Genomic DNA, 20,774 nt, shown 5'->3' with positions numbered 1-20,774 from the left:
TCAGATCCCTCCCACGAAGCGGCCGGGGCTGAGGATGCCGGCCGGGTCAATCGTTTGTTTGATGCCTTTCATCAGCGACAGTCCGCCGCGAATCGTCCCCCAGACGTCCAGCTTCCGCTTCAGTTCCGGCTCCGCATGTTCAATCACCGCGTAGCCGCCGGTTGCCTCCGCCAGTTCCCGCAAGCTCGCCGCCGTGTCGACCAGTGTCCCGCCATCGTCCGCCTGCAGCCGGATCCGCAACGTGCCGGTGCCGAGGCTGGCCGCGTATTCGATTTTGACATGGCGGGTTGCGGATTCTGTTTCAAACCGCCGGAGCACCGTTTCCATCTGCGGCAGCGGACAGGCCGCACGGATCAGCAGGGAATCGGCGGTTGTTTGCTGCCACGCGTCCCGGTAGACGGACCAGAATGTTTCCACGTCTTCGTTTACCAGGGTGGTCAGTTGAATGCCGCCGATGTCTGCCGCCATTTGCCGGATGCGATTGTCCTGGTAGCGAGCGGCGCTTTCCACCTCGTCACAGCCGATGGCCAAGCGGTACGAGCCGGTTCCGTTTTCTCTGCTCCCGCTGTCCTTCGCGCGAATCAATTCCAATGCGCTTGGAATGCACTCCGACGCGAGGACCTGCGCCGCCAATTCGATCAGTTGGGCCGGTCCCTCACTGACCGCCAGCACCAATTCACGGTGCTTCGGGTAGGGCCGCAGTTTCAACGTCACTTCCGCGATGAAAGCCAACGTGCCGTGCGAGCCGACGAACAGTTTGTTCATGTCGTATCCGGCCACGTTCTTTACAACTTTGCCGCCTGTCCGGATCACCTGCCCGTTCGGGTAGACCAACCGCAAGCCGATCACATGATCCCGCCAGGAGCCGTACAACACCCGCTCCGGCCCGATGGCGGCGGTCGCCACCAGCCCGCCGATCGTCGACCTGGCTAAGGTGGGCGGCGTGACCGGGACGAATTGGCCGTGCTGTTTCAAATATTCCTGCAGTTCCTGAAATGGGGTCCCCGCTTTCACGGTCACCGTCAGGTCGCCTACCGAGTGTTCCACAAACCCGTTCAACCGCCGCGATGACAACAACAGATCGACGGCATATGGGACCGATCCGATATGCAGCTGCTGCCCGTTGCCGATCGGCACCACCGCCAAGCGCCGTCGATTGGCATATGCGAGCACCGCCGCAACCTGCTCCTCGCTGTCCGGTTCGACCAGCAGCAGGTCAGCGGCAGAGATTCCTAACTTGCGTTTCAACACGCCGGAACACTCCGATACAGATGCGGAGCCAACCAGTTCCAGCAAATCGGAACGGATTTTCCATCCGTCAACCGCTGCTTTTTGCATCCTCTCCCCTCCTCTACCTGATCGCAAACTTGCATTCGCCAACGGTTCAGAACTCGTCCCTGCCTCTGGATGTACGATACAGTGGAGTCTGCGAATGCGCCTTTTAGAAAGCGCTTCCACCGGGGGATGTTTCACCCCGCCCGCTCCGGCACATACATGAGATCAGATGACTCGATGACTGAGAATATTATAAAAAATCGGCAAAATATTGTCCAGTGCACATGATCCCCTGATCATGTGTCGCAATTAAAGTAACGAAATATCAGAAAAGACGAAAAAGATATTCCCAAACCGTGTGAAAGGTGGTATAGTAAGGTCAATATCAATCAACAGAACGTTGTTCCGCCATTCGGAACAAGGCCTGTTTTTGCAGAACGACAAGGATGGTGGTTTGCATGGCTTTGCGGGAGGACGCCCTGCAGTTGCATCGGTCGCACCGAGGGAAGCTGAGCGTTGTATCGAAAGTATCGGTCAATAATGCGCACGACCTGAGCCTCGCCTATTCGCCGGGAGTGGCGGAGCCCTGCAAGGAGATCTTTAACCGAAAGGAGAAAGTGTACGAATACACCAGCAAGGGCAATCTGGTGGCGGTGGTGAGCGACGGAACGGCCGTGCTCGGCCTGGGCAATATCGGTCCGGAAGCGGCGCTGCCGGTGATGGAAGGAAAAGCGATTCTGTTCAAACGGTTTGCCGGTGTGGATGCGGTGCCACTGTGTCTCAACACAACCGATGTCGACCGGATCGTCGAGACCGTCAAACTGCTGGAGCCGACGTTTGGCGGCGTTAATCTGGAAGATATCGCCGCCCCCGCCTGTTTCATCATCGAGGAACGGTTGAAACAGGAAATGAGCATCCCTGTGTTTCACGACGACCAGCATGGGACGGCGATCGTGACGCTGGCCGGTTTGATCAACGCCTTGAAAGTGGTCGGCAAGTCCCTGCAGGCGATTCGTGTCGTCATCAACGGCGCCGGGGCAGCCGGCATCGCGATCGTCAAACTGTTGTTGTCGATGGGCGTTCGCCACGTGATCCTGTGCGATACGAAGGGGGCGATTTTTGACGGGCGGACGGAGGGAATGAACCCGATCAAGGAAATGGTCGCGAAAAACACGAACCCGGAAAAAATCAGAGGCTCCCTGGAACATGTAATCGCCGGCGCCGATGTGTTTATCGGCGTATCGGTGGCCGGTGCGGTGACGCAAGAGATGGTGCGGAGCATGAACCGGGATCCGATCATTTTTGCGATGGCCAATCCGGACCCGGAGATTCTGCCGGAAGCGGCGTTGGCAGCCGGCGCGAAAGTGGTGGGGACGGGCCGTTCCGACTATCCCAACCAGATCAACAATGTGCTGGCTTTTCCCGGTATTTTCCGCGGTGCTTTGGATGTTCGGGCAACCGCCATCAATGAGGAAATGAAAGTGGCTGCCGCTTATGCGATCGCCGGTTTGGTAAGTGAGGAAGAGCTGCGGAGCGAATATGTGATCCCGCATCCGTTCGACGTGCGGGTGGCGCCAAGTGTGGCGGCAGCCGTTGCGAAAGCTGCAGTCGATTCCGGCGTCGCAAGGAGTGTCGGCCTGCCGGAAGGCGACCAAAAGCTGTCGGTGTTATAAATCGGCGAAGGCCTGTTTCGGCCGCTCGCCGGTTTTTTGTGCCGTTATACAGGCCAGGTCTCTTTGCGGTAGGCCATTTCCCTGAACAGGTACTCATACTGAATGGAGATCAGAAAATGCTGCTCCATCCGTTTCCGCTCGACTTCCAGTGCGGCGGCCCCGCCCCCCTCATGAAATGGTGATGATCAGCCCATTGATCGCCGCAGCAATCCGGCAAAAACAGCATCTGCAGCCCCGATCCGAACTTCCCGGTAAAAAGTTCGATTGCGCGAACCGTCAAACCCTTTCGATTCCATCGCGACCGCCAATTCCGACAATGCCCCCTGAATCTCCGCCGAAACCAGCATCGCAGATGCCGACTTTGTTCTTGTTTTTCACAAAATTTTTCGCTACAAATGGAGTAACAACCATTTGTTCTAAAAATCACAAAATCACAATCACAAAGGATGTATCGAAGGAGGATCCCCGATGACGACATTGGCCGCGAAATGGTCAGCCCACCGCAAACTGCTGGCGATCGCAGGCATCGGTTGGCTGTTTGACGCAATGGATGTGGGGCTGGCGGCTTTCATTTTCGCCGCCCTGAAAGCCGATTGGAACTTAAGTGCCGAGCAGATCAGCTTGCTTGGCAGCATCAACGGGATCGGCATGGCGGTCGGCGCCTTGCTGGCCGGAGTGCTCGCCGACCGTGTGGGGCGGAAACCGGTGTTTCTCTTCACCTTGCTGCTGTTCAGCATTGCCAGCGGGCTGTCGGCGCTCGCCACGACATTTGCGGTGCTCGCGCTGTTGCGTTTCCTGATCGGGGTCGGGCTGGGCGGCGAATTGCCGGTGGCCGCCACGCTCGTGTCGGAAAGCGTACCGGCCCGCCAGCGGGGGCGGATCGTCGTGCTGCTGGAAAGCTTTTGGGCGGGCGGTTGGCTGTTGGCGGCGATCGTCGGCTTTTTCATCATTCCGGTTTACGGTTGGCAAGCCGCCCTGCTGGCCGGAGCCGTGCCGGCATTGTATGCGGTGTATCTGCGCTGGAATCTGCCCGACTCGCCGCGTCTGCAGGCAGCTGCCCGGCAGCAGCGTTCGCTGCTCGGCAACATGGTCGCCGTCTGGTCGCGCGAATATGCCCGCCCGACGTTGATGCTGTGGGTTCTCTGGTTTTGCGTCGTGTTCTCTTACTACGGAATTTTTCTTTGGCTGCCGACCGTGATGGTGATGAAGGGCTTCACCCTGATCAAAAGCTTCCAGTACGTATTGATCATGACGCTTGCCCAATTGCCGGGCTATTTTAGCGCCGCCTGGCTGATCGAACGAATCGGCCGCAAATTCGTGCTCGTCAGCTATCTCGCGCTGACGGCTGTCAGTGCCTACGCGTTCGGCTATGCCACCAGTACGACCGGTTTGGTCACGGCGGGCATCCTGTTGTCATTTTTCAACCTCGGTGCGTGGGGTGCGCTCTATGCGTACACACCGGAACAGTATCCAACCGCGTTCCGCACCACCGGTTCGGGCATGGCGGCGGCAGTCGGCCGCATCGGCGGCATCCTGGGCCCGCTGTTGATCGGATATCTGGCACCAGCACACGTTCCGTTCGCCGTCATTTTTGACATCTTCTTTGCGATCACACTGCTGGGGGCGCTTACCGTGTTGCTGCTCGGCCAGGAAACGCGCGCGAAGGAACTGGTGGATTGATTGAAGCGACGAGTGTATGCGAACGCCAGGTACCTGTTTTTCCTTTCGGGCCTTGGAGTGCTCGCCTGGTTCGTCCACGCCAGACGCTCCGATCTCTCCCGGCTGCCGTTCTATCTGAAGCAGGTTGAACCCGATACGATCGCGGTGCTTGCCGCGCTGGAAATCCTTTTCCTGACGCTGGCCGCGCAGTCAAACCGGCTAGTCTACCGGTCGCTCGGTGTCCGCCATTCGCTGTTCGATCAACTGCAACTGCTCTTGGCGGCCGAAACCATCGAACGGCTGTTGCCGAGCGGTGGAGCAGCCGGCATGAGTTCATTTGTGTGGCTGGCTCGCAGGTGCGGCATCGCAGTGTCCGACTCGATCAAAATGACGGCCACCACATTCGTGCTGGGATACGCACAGATCGTTCCGCTGTTGCTGATCCCGCTTTTTGTGCTCGATTCAGTGCCCCTGCCTAACCAAGCGCCGCTCTTGATCGGCCTCGCTGCCGGATGTGTGGCGTTTGTGCTCGGGGTGGCGGCGGTGAGCGGATCCGAATCGGTCATCCGCCGCCTGCAAAACCGGCCGCTGCTCAGCAGGTATCCCCGGCTGCTGTCGGCCGTCGAATCAACCCATGCGTATACGCGCTGGAGTTGGCAAAACAGGCGGGACTTGTTGTTCCCCCTGTTATTGCTATGGGGCTTGTATCCGGTTCGGGTGGCGATGCTGTGGATCTGTTTTGCGGCGTTTCATTCGACGGTTTCGCTGCCGCTTATCTGGACAGGCTACAGCATTGCAATCCTTCTCTCATTTTTGACGTTTCTGCCCACCACGTTGGGGGTGTTCGAACTGTCAATGGTCGGTACATTCGCCCTGCTGGGCGTCCCAACCGAGCTTGCGGCGGCAGTCACCTTGCTGTACCGGGGATTCACCTACTGGCTGCCGATCCCGTTTGGTTTGCTGGCCTGGTGGAATCTGCGACGGAAGGCGGTGGAGTGAACCGGCCCAACTGGCACGGAGGCAAAAAGCGGCGTGTTCGGCATTCGTGCTTCCGTGCACATCGCAACGCCGAGTTGATCATCCGTGATCAAAAAAAGGATGGTGACATGCATGAACACCGACATGGCCGCGCCGCCGCCCGGCACAAACCGGCTGCCGGTGGGATTGGCGCTGGCGGGAGGCGGCGTATCCGGAGCGGCCGCTGTTGGCGTGATCAAGGCGCTGGAAGAGGCGGGATTCGCCATTACCCAGATCGCCGGAAGCAGTTCCGGGGCGATGGTGGCCGCTCTGTATGCATACGGTTTTTCACCTGAAAAAATGAAGCGGATCATGCCGCGGTTTACCAAACGCCATTTGGACTATGACTGGAAGGCGATCCTCGCCAAAATTTTGCTGCGCCGTCCGCACCTGGACGGCTGGATCAAAGGAACCCGGCTGCGCTTGCTGGTAGAGGAGCTGACCGATGGCCAGCCGCTGTCCGCTTTTCGCATGGCATGCGGCATTGTGGCCACCGATCTGCGCGACGGGCAGCCGGTTGTGTTTGCCAACAAACCCGTGCCGGGATACCGGACCGAATCGGAGCTGACGATCGGCCAGGCGGTCCAGGCCAGCTGCGCGATTCCGGTGATCTTTCAACCGGTTCGCTGGCAGAGGTACATCCTGGCCGATGGCGGCGTATCCCTCAATTGCCCGGTGCGAGTGGTGCGGGCGTTGGGCGCCAAACGGGTGATCGCCGTCGACACGGTAACCGCTTTCGCCAACGCCGATGTTGGCGATTTGCGCTCCGCTCTGTCAATTTTTGCGCATGTGATCAATCTCAACTTGCGGGATCAAATGGCGTACGAGCACCAGCATGCCGACCTGTCCCTGCACCCGCACGTCGGCTATGTGGGCGCGCTCGATTTTCACAAAGTGGCCCAGTGTGTGGAAGCCGGGTACTGCTACACGCGCGAGCGGATCGATCAGATCCGGGCCCTTTTCGAAGACGTCTCTCATTAGAGAGCGCCACGCGGCCAATCCCCGCGTTTCCCTCAACAAGCATGCCTGATTTTCCGGATTCCGACGCTTTCACGGTAGTGGCGGCCGCCGTGCCGGTGTTCGGTCGATGCCCGGTTTTCCGGATTGCAACGCTTCTCTGGCCCACTCAACAATGCTTCTCCCTCTGCCACCCCTGTTGCGAAACAACATAGCTGTTGAACATCTCAGCCGAAAATGAATTCCGGCTGTAAACCCCGGTTAGTACGCGAACCGGGGTTTTTGTGCGCTCTCTTGTCCCAAAATTAACCTTACAATTACACGGGCTTTACATTCACCTGCTACATTGTGGGCATAACCTGTCGAACATTGGGGGAAGCGTATGCAAAAAAACGGGTTCAACAAGTGGCACGATTTACTGAATGCGATCCTACAAAAGGAGTGGCCCGGTTTTTTCAAAGGAAATCGGGTATTTGATCCGCTTGCCGCGCGAAAACGCCGGTTGATTTTGTCGCGCACCCTGAGCGGACAATTGTCGTTTGCCGTGGCGCTCCTAATCGTGCTGGCGGTGCTGACGACTGGGGGGTTGGTCTATTTTCAGGCGGAAAAAACGATCCGCTCCCTGGTGATCGGCGACCTCCGACGGTCGGCCGCCATCCTGCACGAAAAAGTGAATCTGCTGCTCAGCACCGTCGATTCCAGGCAGTTACCTGGGGAGATCGACTATTTGCTGACCAAGGAAGCGGCCCGCTTGAATCAGAACGGCTGGCAGCCGAGACAATGGGTCCTCACGGAACAGGGCGAAACGGTACTCGCCCAACCGCCGCAAACCGGGCTTGACCCGAATGCGTTCCCGCAGATCAAATCAAAGAAAACCGGCGTCCTGGCCACCCAGCGGGACGGTCAGCGGCGAACCGTGATTTTCGAGGCGATCCCGGAAAAAGGATGGTACTACGTCCTGGAGGTGCTGGATGATGGGTATCTGGCGTCCGTGTACCGGGTACGGATGATCGCGCTGACGGTTGCGGTGGTGGTGCTGGTCTTCAGCGTGTGGGCGATCCTCTGGCTGATCCGCCGAATGGTGCGGCCGCTGTCCGCGATGCAAAAAGTCATGGAACAGGTGGCGGACGGCGATTTGCGGGTGCGGATGCAGGAGACAAACGTGGTGCAGGAACTGGCGGCTGTGGGAGCCAGGCTGAACGCTATGTTGCAAACGATAGGCGCGCTGATCCGGCGACTGAACAGCGGGATCGGTGCGGGAACAGACGCTTCCCGTTCGCTGCTGGCAGCGGTTGAGAAAAACAGACAGGAGTTTCGGGAAACGTCGGTTGCGATGCAGGAAATCGGAAACGGAGCGCGGCAACAGGCGAGCGCAGTGGATGTGTCGGCAGCCCGTATGTCAGAGATGAGCGAACAGGCGGCCCAACTGGTGGCCATCATGCAGGAGACAAGCAGCATCGCAGAGCGGATGAAACGGGACATCGACCGGGGAATGCCGGTGGTCGAAGGAAGCGCGCAGCGTATGCAGCAGGCCGCGATCCTGTCGGAGGAAACCAGCGACTCGGTCGTCCGGCTGGTCAACGGGATGCAGCAAATCAGAGGCATTCTGGCAACGATCCGGGGAATCGCCGAGCAAACCAATCTGCTGTCCCTAAATGCGACGATCGAGGCGGCCCGGGCGGGCGAAGCAGGACGCGGATTTACTGTGGTGGCACAGGAGGTGCGAAAACTGGCAGATCAGAGCAAGCGGGCGGCGGAAGAGATCGACCGCTTCACGGAGTCGATCGAACGCGAAGCGGTGCGGGCGATCGAGGCGACACGAACCGGAAAGCAGGAAATGGAGCACAGCCTGGCGGAAGCGATGCAGGCAAAAGAGGCGATGCAAAGCGTGCAGCAAGGGATTCGGGAGACGGAGGAAAAGGTCACCGGCACGGTCCGGCTGCTTGAAAAATGGGCGGAGCAAGTGCTGGAGTTGAAGGATAAATTGGCGGCGGTACGCGTCATTTCGCGTAACACACTGGCCAGTGCGGAACAGGTGCAGGCGATCAGCGAACGGCAGCTGATCGAGGCGGAACAGTTGCAACAATCGACTCTCACACTGGTCAACATGATGAATCAACTGGATGACGAGACAAGAAAGTTTGCAGTTTGACAAAAATCAACATTTGCATCTGCCATAGGATTAACCATAGAATCATTGACGGAGCGAAATCGCTGTCGAAAACAAAAATTGCACCGAAATCCTATGCTCCGTGCAACTTTACTGCGATCTTTTTGAAAGTCGTTGGAGCACACGATTTGTAATGTGGACTGCCTGGCTTCATTTGGCAGAGACTTGTCCAGCCAATTCGACAAAACAGCCATTTGCCTGATGGCGGCCAGCCCCTCCATTTGAGTGGTTGTCACGAACCTTCTGGCGCAGAAGCCCCCGCCTTCAGCGTGGGGCCTATGACTTTTCGGGTGATACCAGTGTAGCATGATTCGTCTACAGGATTTAGGCAACAGGTGTTTTGTATCGCTTGGGCCACTTTCTACTTCAGCCGTCGTCTCGCCTCACGATTCAAACCGGCCGTTTTTTCTGCAAACAGCTTGTCCCACCTGTCCCGATCATGCTTGTACAGCAGCGGGTACTCCTTTTTCAGTCTGAGAATCCCGGCGGCATATTCCTCGTTCATCATTTCCAACTGACTGAGTACGTCAGGCGGAATCTCATTCATCATTTCCGAGAATGTATCCGGATCCAGCACGTATTCATAGAACCATTCGACAGCTTGCAGTTGAACCAATGGAAACAGCTGCTCATCATCCCGCATGCGCTCGAACTCTCTTTCCAATTGCGCCATTTCACGCGCTTTTTTCCTGATTTCAAACAAATCGGGATTCATCGGATCCAAAAAATGGGCCAAATCGGCAAACACCTCCGCACCCCGGTAGCAAGCCAACTCGAAATACTCGTCGTGTTCCTCCAGCAGGGTTTCCAGAATGCTCGACCGATCTTCCTCCTCCTGGATCGATTTCAGAAACTGCTTGACGCGAGTTTGAATTTTTCCCCACAAGTCCCATTTTTCCAGTTCTATCATTAGCAAGATCCAGTTGATGAAAATCGGAAAATGGTCCGGATGCTGCGCTTCCTGTGAGGGGATAGCTGACTGCACTAGGTTCCACGCGTCTTCTTTCCTGTCCAGTTCCAGATACGCTTCGACCAGGGGAGTATTGAGCCGGAGGGAATGGCCCGGGTGTTCGGCCTGACATTCCTTCAACACTTCCAAAGCTTTTTCCGGCTCCCCATAGTCGAGCAGCATTTGTGATTTCGTAATCAGAACCTCAACCTTCTCATCTTCCTGAGCGGCATGTTCATACGCGAGCCGCATCTGTTCCTCAAACCCGGCCCTGTCTTCTTTGTGCAAAGACAGAATGGCAAGTCCAAAGTAGGCTGGCACAAACTCAGGGGAAATCCGCAGGACACTTTGCAGCAGCTTGAACGCTTTTTTGTGATGTCCCTTCCCCATCTGTTCCAACGCTTCTTCAAACATCGTCTCCGTTTCGCCCCGCTTCCCGTACTCCTGATCAAATGCTCCGGTTTTCCGCCCCTCAAGGCGGGCGCGTTTTGCAGATTCCATTCTGTTTCCTCCCATACAGAAAAAGGTTTCCCTGCCACATGCTCAGTGGGTTTTCCAAGCAGCCAACAGCACATCCAGAATGCGCGAATCACCCATCCAGGATTTTCGACATCACGGGTCTCATTCCCTTCTCTTGTGGAGAAATGCGCTCCGCGTAATGGCTTGACTCTTCAATATACCTCCGAACATCACATTTGTTATGCCAAGAGAAGCGTGCTCACGGCATGTGGAAAATAGAAACAAAGTTTACGAAAAAATCCAATGGCAAAAACGCCCGCATGCAAGGTGCTGAGCCGGGTCACCCTCCGGTTTCTCGAACACCACCTGCCGGAAACATGCTATTTTTTACACAAGATGCTGTACGATGTGCCGGATGTCGTTCCCATCCCCGCTTGCCCGTTAAGCAAGCCGTCGATCACCTAAACGGCGGCTGGAAACGCAGCCCCAGCAACCGCCATGGCCTGCAGGCGTGCCAGTTGGCATCGCCAATCAAACCCCAAGTCGCTCACGCACGCTCCTGAAACACCCGGAATGTCCCGGTGGCGATCGCCAACAGCGTCCCGTCTTTTGTTTCCACTCGCGCTTCCGTGGTGACGGTTCGTTTCGTCCGATGCACCACCCGGCCGCGGGCATAGATCGTGCCCGCATCGACCGCCGCCAGAAAATGGACGTTCATGTGAGTGGTTGCCTGAAAGCGGCCGGCCGTTGCCCGTGCCGCCAAGCCCATCGCGTTGTCCAGCAGGGTGGCATAGACGCCGCCGTGCACCGTTAGATTTCCGTTCAGATGATGCGGTTCAATTTTCAGGGAAAGCACCGCATGCCCATCCGCCACGTCTTCGATCACGCAACCGATATGCCGCCAAAACGGAACGTCCGAGAAATAATCCTGCAGTTCTTGCAAATAGTTGGTGTCTGCCATGGTTGCCTCCTGTCATTTCCCCTGAAAATGGGGTTTTCGTTTCTCCAGGAACGCGCTGGTCCCTTCCCGCTTGTCTTCCGTTGTGAAGAGAACCGCCTGAGCCAATTTTTCAATTACCAATCCCGTCTGCAAATCGGTCTCCAGCCCCGTCTGGATCGCCAACTTGGCCAGCCGCACCGCAAGCGGCCCTTTGGCAAGGATCGCATCGGCTGTGGCACGAACGGCCGGAATCAAGTTTTCCGGCTGAGTCACCTGCGTGACTAGCCCCTATACCTTCCTCCACCTCGATCAAAATATTTCTGTATTCCATCAATCACACCTCTTCCGTTTTGATTCGAATTCCATATTTGTACGCCTTGCGGATGGCTGTCGATTGGCTGATCTTCAGCGCTTTCGCCACTTCATACGAACTGCCGAATCGCTGATAGGCGGCTTCCACCAGTTTGTGTTCATATTGTTCGATCGCCGCTTGCAAACCTCCCGCCTGTCCGATCGTGTCCAGGAAAACGTCCGGGTTTGCGGAAGAGACGGCCGGATCCGCGTCTTGCCAATCCCTCCCGGACGCCTGTTTTGCCTGAAAGCACGCCGAAGTATCCAAATTCGGCAGATGTTCGGGACGAATCTCGTGTGACGGGATGGTCACCAACAGCCGCTCGATCAGGTTGGCCAGTTCCCGGATGTTGCCCGGCCACCTGTATCGCTGCAATATCTGCAAAGTTTCGCTACTCATGGTCTTGGCCGACTGGTATTTGCGGTTGAATTTGTCTAGATAAAACCGGATTAACGGCAGAATGTCCGCCTGTCGTTTGCGCAAAGGCGGGATTTCGATCGGCACCACATGCAGCCGGTAGTACAAATCTTCCCGGAATGTACCGTCCGCCACCATCTTTTTCAAGTCGCGGTTGGTGGCGGCAATGATCCTGACATTCACCTTGATCGGCTTGACGCCCCCCACGCGGTGGAATTCCTGATCCTGCAGCACCCGCAGCAGCTTTACCTGCAGATGGAGCGGCAACTCGCCGATCTCGTCAAGAAACAGTGTGCCTTCATGAGCCAATTCAAACATGCCGGGTTTGCCGTCCTTTTTGGCGCCGGTAAACGCACCCGACTCGTAGCCGAACAGTTCCGATTCCAGCAGTTCTGGCGGGATGGCTCCGCAGTTCACTTTGATGAACGCCCCTTTTTCGTAACGTCCGCTGTTTCGGTGGATCATGCGGGCCACCACTTCTTTCCCAACACCCGATTCGCCCAACAACAGCACTGTGGTATCGGTATTGGCCACCCGCCGGGCGAGGTCAACCACCTTCTGCATCGCTTTGCTGACAACGACCACCGGCTCATCCCCGGCATGGAATTTACGCAATTGCGACAACTCTTCCCGCAGGCGATTTAACTCGGAGATGTCCCGCAGATTGGTGACGATCCGGATGACCTCTCCCTGCTCGTTGAAAACGGGACTTCCCGTAATCAGCAACACCTTGCCCAGGGCGTTCTCCTGGATGACAGTAACCGGCTTTTTCTGTTTCATCACCTCGAACGAGACCGATTTTTGGACGATCCCCCGCTTTTCCAGATAACGCAGATCCTTGCCGATATAATATTCCTTCGGAATGCCTGTCAGCCGCTCGATCGCGTCATTCGTTTTCAGTGTGATTCCGTTTTCGTCCACGATGTAAATGGCATCGTACGAATTTTGAAAAATCGCATCCAGCTCATCCGCCGCCGCCTTCATCTCAAGCAATCGCTGCTGCATGTTCTGTATTGGAACCGTGTTGTACACTGTCAACAAAATGCCCGGCTCATTCCGTTCGTTCAAATACGGGTACGCATTGATTTGCAGGTCCAGTTGGCCAAGCGACACGTGCCAGTCGGCCGATGTCCCCGAATCAAGCATCCGGGACAATCGGTCCTCCCCGATGAGAAATTCTTTTATCAGTTGCCCGTTTGATTGTCCCAACCATCGCCTGATCGGATCATTTGCAAAAATGACAGATCCCACACGGTTCAGCAGAACAACGCCAATCTCAATGCTTGCAGCGACCGCCGCTTCTTTGACTTTCTGCATGACGATTCCCCCGTTCCGTGAAGTCCCCCGCTTGTTATGACTTCTCTTTCGGTCAACCGGATTCCTCTTTGCAATCAGCTGTTCAGGCGTGCAGAAACAGCCTGTCGATCCCCCATATCACAAGGCTCAGAAAAATTGTCATGACCAGCATATACCGCCTGTTTTGCCGCCAGCCTGCTTCCAGCAGATTTTTTTCAAAAATGCCCGACATGATCACAATAAACGGAGAAATCACAGAAACGGTCATGGAGATCGACCATCCCGCCAGCACGGACAACCCCATCGTGATCGGATGAATTCCCAGAAAATCAGGCGGAACCGATGTCAGAAGGACTGTCGCGCTCAAGATGGGATGGACAAACAGGAGCGCAAGCAGCAGCACGGTGGTGATGCAAGCGAAAATCACCGGATATACGCCCCACTTCGCCAACGGGCCGTACACCCCCGCCACCCTGCTTCCCAGGTCGAGTGTCGAAAGTACCCCGCCCATAAAGCCGGCTGAAGTGAACAGCATCACTTCGGTCACCAGTTTGCTGATGCCACTCATGTAGCCTTTCACCCCTTGCAACGCTCCCGTCTTGTCGACAAAGCCCCACATAAGCAGCGGAAAGCAGAGAGACAAAACGGAGATCACTGTCAGCATCGACAGGCGAGTCACCTGTTCCAGGACAAATGCGGCTGCCAGAAGGCAAAAGAGCAGCAGAAAAAATACCTGCAGTTTGCGCCTGGACTCGGTTCCGCTGGTACAGTTTCCGTGTGATCCGATTACGTCCCTACGATCATCTCCGCCTATTCGGTGTGCGTCTAAACACTTCCCGAGCGAACGGGTATCGCCCGGGCCGTCCCAGGCTGGTTCCGCCGCGCTGGCCATTTCCGGTATCAACCCTCCGGCGTCAGAGCGGATGGTTGCTGAAACAACGCGAGACTCCTCGAACAATGTATACGAAAACGCGGCCGCCAGGCTGCACAGCGATAGTGTCAATGCCGGCGGCAGAAAAGTTTGCACCGGCAGATGCAGGTAAAAAAGGGTCAGCCCAACTGTAGCAAAATAAGGAGACCACATGATGCTCGATACAAAGCTGCGGCACATGATTCGCAGCACCAAATCGCCGTAGCGTTGCTCCATCGGTTCCGCCAGGGAGGACAAAAAGCGTAGACCTCCCAGGTTCAACAAGGAACCGATCACAAACACCACCGTTCCAAACACAATCACGACTTTCCGTTGCGAATCAAAGGAACGTCTGACAAACTGCTCGACCGCCTGCAGAAATCCGCCCGCCTGAAACGGTATCTGAATCAGCGGTACCAGAATCAGCAAACTCAATAGCGGTACGTTTTTCGTGATCGCGTCTCCCCATTGGCCAAAAGTTCCCCCGTGCAGGAACAGCAACAGGTGCCCGAAGAACAGCATCAGACCGCTTATAATCAAAGCGATTCCCCGCACCGCGAACAACCCCGTCAACAACAGGAAAACAAGGATCACGTACAGCGCCCTATGGGACCAGGTTGCGTCGAAAAACACATCCACCAAATGCAGGATTGCCAAAGCGAAAAGGGACAGGCGCACTGTCCCTTCCAGCCAAAGTGGCACCATTGTAAAGTCATCTCCCGGTTATCGCCGAAGATTTTCAACAATCGTCGTGATTCCCTGTCCGCCGCCGATGCAAAGCGTGACCAGCCCGTAACGGGCGCCGCGACGCTCCATTTCGTTCAACAGTTTGATCATCAGGATCGCTCCGGTGGCTCCCAGCGGATGCCCGAGCGCAATCGCTCCGCCGTTCACGTTCACTTTTTCCAGTCCGACCCCCAACTCCTTAATGACAGCCAACGCCTGTGCGGCAAATGCTTCATTCAATTCGATCAGATCGATATCTTCCAACTGCAGGCCTGCCATTTGTAACGCCTTGCGGGTGGCGGGAACCGGACCAATTCCCATAATCTCCGGTGAAATCCCTGATACGGCCTGCGCCAAAATCCGCGCTTTCGGTTTCAAGCCGCGCCTTTCCGCCTCTGACTCCGCCATCACGAGCACGGCTGCCGCCCCGTCGTTGCGGCCGCTGGAATTGCCGGCGGTCACCGTCCCGTTCCGCTTGAAAACGGGCGGCAAAGTGAGTAATTTTTCGATCGAGGTAAGTCGCGGATGTTCATCCACTTCAAACTGGATCGTTTCCTTTTTCCCCTTGATTTCATAAGGAACAATCTCATCTTTAAATTTGCCGGCTGATATGGCATATGCCGCACGGCTTTGGCTGAGAAAAGCAAACTCGTCCTGTTCCTGCCGGCTGATGCTGTATTTTTCGGCGAGGTTTTCGGCCGTCATTCCCATCGTCAAATCGTTGCCGTAGATTTCCGGCGGCTGTGAGCGGGGCTGGCTTTCCGTATTTGGGTCAAGCAGTTGTCCGTTGCCCGCTTGCAGTCCATAGCGGGCACCCCGAATGTAATAGGGGGCTGTGCTCATGCTTTCCGCCCCGCCCGCCACAATGATGTTGGCAAGCCCGCACTGGATCTGCTGCGCAGCGTTATTGATCGCCTGCAGTCCAGAACCGCATTGCCGATGCACGGTATAACCAGGCACCTCAACCGGCAGCCCCGCTCGCAGTAGGGCGACCCGCGCCATATTCGGCGCGTCCGTACTTTGTTTGGCTTGCCCCATGATAACCTCATCCACTTCCGTTCCTTCAATGCCACTGCGTTTTAAAACCTCGTCAATGACTTTCGCCGCCAGATGATCGACCTCAACATCTCGCAGCGTCTCGCCCATTTTTCCAATCGCTGTTCGAACAGCTTCGGCAATGACAACTCCGCTCATCTTCTTCCCTCCCCATGATGCTGTCACATTCCAAGATCCCTCTTCCATGCCACTCCGCTTCACTAGTACGCACTTGGCCGCATATGGATGCGCGTTACATCCCAAGATACGCTTTGCGCAGCCCTTGATCGCGTAGCAGTTCGTCACCCGTACTTTCCATGACAATACGTCCGTTCTCGAGCACATATCCGCGGTCGGCGACTTCCAAAGCTTTGTGGGCGTTCTGTTCGACCAGCAGGATCGTTACTCCCGAGTCGCGAATCTGACGGATCAATTGAAACACCCATTGCACCAAAATCGGCGCAAGCCCCAACGTCGGTTCATCCAACATCAGCAGCTCCGGTCTCGCCATCAGTCCTCTGCCGATCGCACACATCTGCTGTTCGCCGCCGCTCAAACTGTCGGCCATTTGCTTCTCGCGTTCCTTCAGCCGCGGCAACAGGCCATATACGTACTGCAGCGTTTGCATCCTTTGCAACCGGGCTCGTTTGATGTATGCTCCCATCTCCAGATTTTCCCGGACGCTCAAGTGCGGGAACAGCCGTCTGCCTTCCGGAACATGTACCAATCCCATTTCCACCCGTTGGTGAGCGGGAATGACGGTCAATTCCTCGCCTTGAAACCGGATGCTTCCCTCCGCATTCGGGACCGTCCCGGAAATCGCCTTCAGAATCGTCGACTTGCCCGCTGCGTTTGCCCCGACAATCGTCACGATTTCTCCTTTTCTTATAGATAACGAAATGTCTCGCAACACCTGCACGTCACCGTAATAGGCATTGACGTTGTTAAGTTCCAGCATGGGCAAAATCGCCTCCCAGATACGCTTCGATCACCACCGGGTTGCGGGTGACTTCTGCAGCCGAACCTTCCGCCAGTTTGCGCCCTTGCTGCAAAACGACGATTTTTTCGCATAAAGCCACAACGGCAGCCATCACGTGTTCGATCATACAGATCGTAATCCCCTGTTCCCGGTTCAAATCGCGAACCACTTGCAACATATCCTGCACTTCCTTCGGATTCAGCCCTCCCATCACCTCATCGAGGAACAGCAAACGGGGTTTTGTCGCAAGTACCCGCGCCAGTTCCAGTTTCTTTTTCAACCCGACAGGCAGGGAGCGGGCTTCTTCATTGAGATACGGCGTCATTTCCAACAGATCGATGACATTGCGGGCATACTGTTTCGCATCATGAAACGAAGCGTGTTTGGGCAGGGCTCCCATCATCACGTTTTGTTCCACCGTCAGGCCGGCAAACGGTTTGACAATCTGAAACGTCCGTCCAATTCCAAGCGCAGCGATTTGATGCGGTTTTTTGCCGGTAATCGGCTGCCCCTGGAAACGAACCTCCCCTTTGTCCGGCACAAGATTGCCCGTGATCAAGTTGAACAACGTGGTTTTTCCCGCTCCGTTCGGTCCGATAATTCCGAAAATGGTCCCTTCCTCAATCTCAAAGCTGACATCGTCGACCGCTACCAATCCGCCGAACCGTTTTGTCAGATGTTGCACGCTAAGCATGGACAGACCCTCGCTTCCGTTTCGCCATGAACCTGTTAAACCACGGCACAATGCCTTGTGGAATAACGAGAACCACCACCACAAGCAACAACCCGTACACCACCGCCTGTACTCCCCCCTGTGCCCCGCCCAGCGTTGAACGTAGCACGGTCCCCAGGAGAGTGATCAGGGCCGCTCCAAAAATCGGCCCGCCGGCTGTGCCGATGCCGCCGATAATCGCCATCAGGGCAATCTGGGCGGACAACTGGAAGGAAAACTCGTGCAAAGGCTCGACGATGCCGATGTATTGGGCGTAGAATGTTCCGCCCATCGCTGTCAGGGAACTGCTGATCACCATCGCGATCAGGCGAATTTTCACGCTGGAAATACCAAGCGCAAGCGCCGCTTGTTCATTTTCCCGCACGCCGATCAGGTAATAGCCAAAATGGGAACGGTTCATCCAGCGGGACAATCCGTAAGGAATTGCCAGCAGCGCAACCGCCAGATAGAAATAGGTCACCTTGTTGTCAAACATCATGTTGACGGCGCCGGGCCGGAAAGGAACGGGAATGCCGCCGGAGCCGTGCGTCAGGGAATGCCAATTGATCGCGATAATCATCAGAACTTCCGCCACCGCGATCGTGCAGAGTGAAAAAAACGGACCGTGCAAACGCAGCGTAACAGCTCCGATAAAAAGTCCGAACAATCCCGCCACCACAGCCCCCGCCATTATTCCAATCCAGGGCGAAACTCCGTATTTGACAAACAAAATCGTCGAGGTGTAGGCGCCAATGCCGAAAAACGCGGCATGTCCGAGCGACAACATTCCGCCGTAGCCGCCGACTATGTTCCAGGCGCTTGCGACGAACCCCCAGAGGGCGATCATAATCAAAGTGTCAACCAGAAAATCCTGCTCCTGCAAAACGAGCGGCAGCAGGAGCAATAGGAGGATTCCCGCCAGCTGCATGCCATTTTTCAGAGTGAATTTTTGCTTTTTCTCCACCGGCACCGAAGCACCGACCTGTTCCAGACTCATTCCGCCGCCACCTCCGCAGCGCCCGGTTTTCCGAACAAACCGTTGGGACGCAGGATCAGGATCAGAATAAACACGCAGAAGTACACCAATTGCTTCATCGACGGCGCAATAAAATAACTGCTCAATGTCTCGATCAACCCGATCAAAATTCCCCCCGCAACCGCTCCCGGCAGACTCCCCAGTCCGCCGAGTACCACCACAACAAATGCGATCAGTGCGAATTGTTCACCGACAGTCGGATAAACAGAATAGATCGGAATCAACAGACATCCCGCGATTCCCAAAAGTCCCAGGCCGAGAGCGAAAGTGAACCGATAAATCTTCTGGTTCGAGATCCCCATCAGCGTAGCGGCGAATCGATCCTGCGAAGCGGAACGAATCGCTTTCCCGGTATAGGTGTAATGCAGGAACAAAAACAGCAGCAGCGTGATGATGCTCGCGACCAGGAAAGCTGCCAGCAGCGCGAAACTGACATGCACCGGCCCCACCTGAAACACCTTGTTCACAAGCGGCGTGTTGAGCGCGCGATAATCGGCGGAAAACAGAACCAGCGCGAGGTTTTGCAAGGCGACCGACAACCCGATAAACGCAAAGATCTGGACGACGGGTGACCGCGAAATCGTTCGCCCGACGATCGTTTGGTAGACGATCGTTCCCAGCAGAAACAGTGCCGGCGCCATCACGAAAATGGACACGTACGGATTCAGCCCAAGCGACTGAAACAGGAAGAAAGCGCCGAACATCCCCAACATCAGAAAATCCCCGTGCGCGAAATTGACGATCTTCATCACGCCAAACACCAAAGTCAGCCCGATGCTGACCAGCACATAAATTCCGCCCAACAAAACGCCCGACACCAAAAGCTGCAGAACGATATCCATTTGTTCACCCCCCTTGTCTTTCAGGCGGACCGGTCAGACGGACAACCCGTTTGACCGGTCCCTCCCTGCTGATCATCCCTGCTATTTCCGTTCATTCCAAGCGGGAAGCGGAATGAGGATCGCTTTCTCAACCGCGAATTTTTCCGGATACACCACATTCAATTTGCCGCTTTGCCACTGCATCACCGCCATCTGCGCCCTGGTGTTTTGGCCATCCTCGCCAAATTTGACTCCCCAGCCAACAGGGGTCGAGCCTACCGGCAGATCAAGCGCCAGAGCCTGTTGACGAACCTTCTCGGAGTCGGTGGTTCCCGTCTTTTGCAAGACGTCGTGAAATAGCACATAAGCGGAAGAAAACGCCAGTTTTGCGATCAGATCCGGCTCTTTCCCGAATTTTTCCTTGTAGCGTTTGAAAAACTGCTCCTCGAGCTGTTGGGCTTCCGGTGTGAGGGCCTGCTTGTTGATCACCATCGCACTCGATGTATCCAGCACACCGTTCGCATCCTTGCCGAATGTTTGGCCAAAATTGTCGGAGCTTTGGCCGGCGCCGTTGCCAATCACCACTTTTGGGCTGTACCCCAGTTGTTTTGCCTGTTTCCAGAACAATTGTGCATCGGTGTCATATTGAACCACATCCAAAACGTCGGGATTCAGTTGCTTCAGTTGCAGAATGATCGATGTCATGTCATTGGTCGTCTTGGCATTGTATTTGATTTCCCCGACGACAGGTATGCCCGCTTTTTGCGCCGCTTCCTTCGTCGCGTTCGTGACACCCGTGCCAAAATCCCCGTCCTCACGTAAAATCGCAAGTTTCATCTGGGAGGGTTGCAACCCGAGTTTTGGCGCCACTTCTTTCGTCAAAAATTCGATCGTCGCCGGCCCGTAACTGGAGGCATTCGGATTCGGCCGGAAAATGTACTTGTATCCCCTGCCGGTGACCCGCGGGTCGGTGGCAGCCACTTCCCACAGCACCACCTTGTTCCGTTCGGTCACTTCCGACGCGGCCATCGCCAGTGGGCTTGCATACACCCCGACAATCGTCTTTACCTTCTCCTGGCTGATCAAGCGGTTCACTTCGTTGACCGCAGCAGTCGCATCCGGGATGTCCGCTTTCACCAACTCGATTTTCTTGGCGTTCGGCTGTTCATTTACAATGTCCTTCTACAATGTCCTTCGCAATTTCAACGCCGTTTGTACAGGCTTGCCCGATTTTCGCCAGATTGCCCGACACCGGGAACGCCACCCCGATTTTTAACGATTGCGCCGAGCCCGACGTACCGGCTGAGCATCCGGCCAGCAGACCCGTTACAAACGTGGCGGATAATGCAGCAGACACCAATCGTTTTTTGAAATTCATGTTTAACCCCCTC

Annotated in this window: 19 protein-coding genes and 1 pseudogene; 6 read left to right on the top strand and 14 right to left on the bottom strand. The window is 55.9% G+C overall.

Features of this window, described 5'->3' with window-relative positions:
- The gene (locus C230_RS0116190; protein WP_018133103.1) at window positions 1–1,338 is read right to left on the bottom strand and encodes an FAD-binding oxidoreductase; all 1,338 of its coding nucleotides are present in this window, start codon (window positions 1,336–1,338) and stop codon (window positions 1–3) included.
- 395 nt (window positions 1,339–1,733) lie between these two features.
- Between C230_RS0116190 and C230_RS0116185 the strand changes: the two genes are divergently transcribed.
- Complete coding sequence (locus C230_RS0116185) at window positions 1,734–2,948, top strand: NAD(P)-dependent malic enzyme (RefSeq protein ID WP_018133102.1); 1,215 nt, start codon at window positions 1,734–1,736, stop codon at window positions 2,946–2,948.
- A gap of 185 nt (window positions 2,949–3,133) precedes the next feature.
- Here C230_RS0116185 and C230_RS22705 read toward each other — a convergent pair whose 3' ends face one another.
- Window positions 3,134–3,295: a hypothetical protein gene (locus C230_RS22705; protein ID WP_018133101.1), complete on the bottom strand. Its 162-nt coding sequence runs from the start codon at window positions 3,293–3,295 to the stop codon at window positions 3,134–3,136.
- 121 nt (window positions 3,296–3,416) lie between these two features.
- On the opposite strand from C230_RS22705, the gene C230_RS0116170 reads away from it, so the two are divergent.
- The 4 genes from C230_RS0116170 to C230_RS0116155 all read left to right on the top strand — a co-directional run bounded on the left by C230_RS0116170 (window position 3,417) and on the right by C230_RS0116155 (window position 8,733).
- Window positions 3,417–4,628 carry an MFS transporter gene (locus tag C230_RS0116170; protein ID WP_018133100.1) on the top strand — a complete coding sequence of 404 codons (1,212 nt, stop codon included), beginning with the start codon at window positions 3,417–3,419 and terminating at the stop codon, window positions 4,626–4,628.
- The gene (locus C230_RS0116165) at window positions 4,629–5,606 is read left to right on the top strand and encodes a lysylphosphatidylglycerol synthase transmembrane domain-containing protein (RefSeq protein WP_018133099.1); all 978 of its coding nucleotides are present in this window, start codon (window positions 4,629–4,631) and stop codon (window positions 5,604–5,606) included. It abuts the gene before it with no gap.
- A gap of 111 nt (window positions 5,607–5,717) precedes the next feature.
- Window positions 5,718–6,605, top strand: coding sequence for a patatin-like phospholipase family protein (locus C230_RS0116160; RefSeq protein ID WP_018133098.1), 888 nt, complete (start codon window positions 5,718–5,720; stop codon window positions 6,603–6,605).
- Between the two features lie 358 nt (window positions 6,606–6,963).
- The gene (locus C230_RS0116155) at window positions 6,964–8,733 is read left to right on the top strand and encodes a methyl-accepting chemotaxis protein (protein WP_018133097.1); all 1,770 of its coding nucleotides are present in this window, start codon (window positions 6,964–6,966) and stop codon (window positions 8,731–8,733) included.
- A gap of 379 nt (window positions 8,734–9,112) precedes the next feature.
- Here the strand turns inward: C230_RS0116155 and C230_RS0116150 are convergent, their stop codons facing one another.
- Entirely contained in the window at window positions 9,113–10,201 is a 1,089-nt protein-coding gene (locus C230_RS0116150) for a heme biosynthesis protein HemY (protein WP_018133096.1), read from the bottom strand.
- Between the two features lie 261 nt (window positions 10,202–10,462).
- On the opposite strand from C230_RS0116150, the gene C230_RS22700 reads away from it, so the two are divergent.
- A complete protein-coding gene (locus tag C230_RS22700; RefSeq protein WP_018133095.1) occupies window positions 10,463–10,624 on the top strand; it encodes a hypothetical protein in 162 nt (53 codons plus the stop codon).
- Between the two features lie 82 nt (window positions 10,625–10,706).
- Here C230_RS22700 and C230_RS0116140 read toward each other — a convergent pair whose 3' ends face one another.
- The 11 genes and pseudogenes from C230_RS0116140 to C230_RS0116090 all read right to left on the bottom strand — a co-directional run bounded on the left by C230_RS0116140 (window position 10,707) and on the right by C230_RS0116090 (window position 20,761).
- Window positions 10,707–11,120 carry a PaaI family thioesterase gene (locus C230_RS0116140; RefSeq protein WP_018133094.1) on the bottom strand — a complete coding sequence of 138 codons (414 nt, stop codon included), beginning with the start codon at window positions 11,118–11,120 and terminating at the stop codon, window positions 10,707–10,709.
- Window positions 11,121–11,132: 12 nt separating this feature from the next.
- Window positions 11,133–11,375: pseudogene (locus tag C230_RS0116135) on the bottom strand (enoyl-CoA hydratase-related protein); the annotation flags it as partial.
- A 58-nt stretch (window positions 11,376–11,433) separates the two neighbouring features.
- Window positions 11,434–13,185 (bottom strand): sigma 54-interacting transcriptional regulator, encoded by a 1,752-nt coding sequence (locus tag C230_RS0116130; protein WP_018133092.1) that lies wholly within the window; start codon window positions 13,183–13,185, stop codon window positions 11,434–11,436.
- A gap of 82 nt (window positions 13,186–13,267) precedes the next feature.
- Window positions 13,268–14,779: a hypothetical protein gene (locus tag C230_RS0116125; protein ID WP_018133091.1), complete on the bottom strand. Its 1,512-nt coding sequence runs from the start codon at window positions 14,777–14,779 to the stop codon at window positions 13,268–13,270.
- A gap of 18 nt (window positions 14,780–14,797) precedes the next feature.
- Window positions 14,798–15,994: a thiolase family protein gene (locus tag C230_RS0116120; protein WP_018133090.1), complete on the bottom strand. Its 1,197-nt coding sequence runs from the start codon at window positions 15,992–15,994 to the stop codon at window positions 14,798–14,800.
- Window positions 15,995–16,088: 94 nt separating this feature from the next.
- Complete coding sequence (locus C230_RS0116115) at window positions 16,089–16,793, bottom strand: ABC transporter ATP-binding protein (RefSeq protein ID WP_018133089.1); 705 nt, start codon at window positions 16,791–16,793, stop codon at window positions 16,089–16,091.
- Complete coding sequence (locus C230_RS0116110; protein WP_018133088.1) at window positions 16,780–17,508, bottom strand: ABC transporter ATP-binding protein; 729 nt, start codon at window positions 17,506–17,508, stop codon at window positions 16,780–16,782. The genes C230_RS0116115 and C230_RS0116110 overlap by 14 nt, the downstream gene beginning before the upstream one ends.
- Window positions 17,501–18,523, bottom strand: coding sequence for a branched-chain amino acid ABC transporter permease (locus C230_RS0116105; protein ID WP_018133087.1), 1,023 nt, complete (start codon window positions 18,521–18,523; stop codon window positions 17,501–17,503). The genes C230_RS0116110 and C230_RS0116105 overlap by 8 nt, the downstream gene beginning before the upstream one ends.
- The gene (locus C230_RS0116100; RefSeq protein WP_018133086.1) at window positions 18,520–19,404 is read right to left on the bottom strand and encodes a branched-chain amino acid ABC transporter permease; all 885 of its coding nucleotides are present in this window, start codon (window positions 19,402–19,404) and stop codon (window positions 18,520–18,522) included. The genes C230_RS0116105 and C230_RS0116100 overlap by 4 nt, the downstream gene beginning before the upstream one ends.
- An 81-nt stretch (window positions 19,405–19,485) precedes the next feature.
- The gene (locus tag C230_RS0116095; protein ID WP_281168955.1) at window positions 19,486–20,529 is read right to left on the bottom strand and encodes an ABC transporter substrate-binding protein; all 1,044 of its coding nucleotides are present in this window, start codon (window positions 20,527–20,529) and stop codon (window positions 19,486–19,488) included.
- 19 nt (window positions 20,530–20,548) lie between these two features.
- Window positions 20,549–20,761 carry a hypothetical protein gene (locus tag C230_RS0116090; RefSeq protein WP_018133084.1) on the bottom strand — a complete coding sequence of 71 codons (213 nt, stop codon included), beginning with the start codon at window positions 20,759–20,761 and terminating at the stop codon, window positions 20,549–20,551.
- Window positions 20,762–20,774: the final 13 nt, after the last annotated feature.

The sequence above is a fragment of the Effusibacillus pohliae DSM 22757 genome, assembly GCF_000376225.1.
Taxonomy (GTDB): Bacteria; Bacillota; Bacilli; order Tumebacillales; family Effusibacillaceae; genus Effusibacillus; species Effusibacillus pohliae.
Note: the sequence above shows the minus strand (reverse complement) of the source record. Positions and strands in the feature narration are given on the sequence as shown.

Coding starts and splice junctions, on each gene's coding strand:
- C230_RS0116115 (WP_018133089.1), bottom strand. CDS start 16,793: ATGCTGGAACTTAACAACGTCAATGCCTATTACGGTGACGTGCAGGTG.
- C230_RS0116105 (WP_018133087.1), bottom strand. CDS start 18,523: ATGAGTCTGGAACAGGTCGGTGCTTCGGTGCCGGTGGAGAAAAAGCAA.
- C230_RS0116125 (WP_018133091.1), bottom strand. CDS start 14,779: ATGGTGCCACTTTGGCTGGAAGGGACAGTGCGCCTGTCCCTTTTCGCT.
- C230_RS0116155 (WP_018133097.1), top strand. CDS start 6,964: ATGCAAAAAAACGGGTTCAACAAGTGGCACGATTTACTGAATGCGATC.
- C230_RS0116170 (WP_018133100.1), top strand. CDS start 3,417: ATGACGACATTGGCCGCGAAATGGTCAGCCCACCGCAAACTGCTGGCG.
- C230_RS0116190 (WP_018133103.1), bottom strand. CDS start 1,338: ATGCAAAAAGCAGCGGTTGACGGATGGAAAATCCGTTCCGATTTGCTG.
- C230_RS0116185 (WP_018133102.1), top strand. CDS start 1,734: ATGGCTTTGCGGGAGGACGCCCTGCAGTTGCATCGGTCGCACCGAGGG.
- C230_RS0116150 (WP_018133096.1), bottom strand. CDS start 10,201: ATGGAATCTGCAAAACGCGCCCGCCTTGAGGGGCGGAAAACCGGAGCA.
- C230_RS0116090 (WP_018133084.1), bottom strand. CDS start 20,761: ATGAATTTCAAAAAACGATTGGTGTCTGCTGCATTATCCGCCACGTTT.
- C230_RS0116130 (WP_018133092.1), bottom strand. CDS start 13,185: ATGCAGAAAGTCAAAGAAGCGGCGGTCGCTGCAAGCATTGAGATTGGC.
- C230_RS0116160 (WP_018133098.1), top strand. CDS start 5,718: ATGAACACCGACATGGCCGCGCCGCCGCCCGGCACAAACCGGCTGCCG.
- C230_RS0116110 (WP_018133088.1), bottom strand. CDS start 17,508: ATGCTTAGCGTGCAACATCTGACAAAACGGTTCGGCGGATTGGTAGCG.
- C230_RS22705 (WP_018133101.1), bottom strand. CDS start 3,295: ATGCTGGTTTCGGCGGAGATTCAGGGGGCATTGTCGGAATTGGCGGTC.
- C230_RS0116140 (WP_018133094.1), bottom strand. CDS start 11,120: ATGGCAGACACCAACTATTTGCAAGAACTGCAGGATTATTTCTCGGAC.
- C230_RS0116100 (WP_018133086.1), bottom strand. CDS start 19,404: ATGGATATCGTTCTGCAGCTTTTGGTGTCGGGCGTTTTGTTGGGCGGA.
- C230_RS22700 (WP_018133095.1), top strand. CDS start 10,463: ATGGCAAAAACGCCCGCATGCAAGGTGCTGAGCCGGGTCACCCTCCGG.
- C230_RS0116120 (WP_018133090.1), bottom strand. CDS start 15,994: ATGAGCGGAGTTGTCATTGCCGAAGCTGTTCGAACAGCGATTGGAAAA.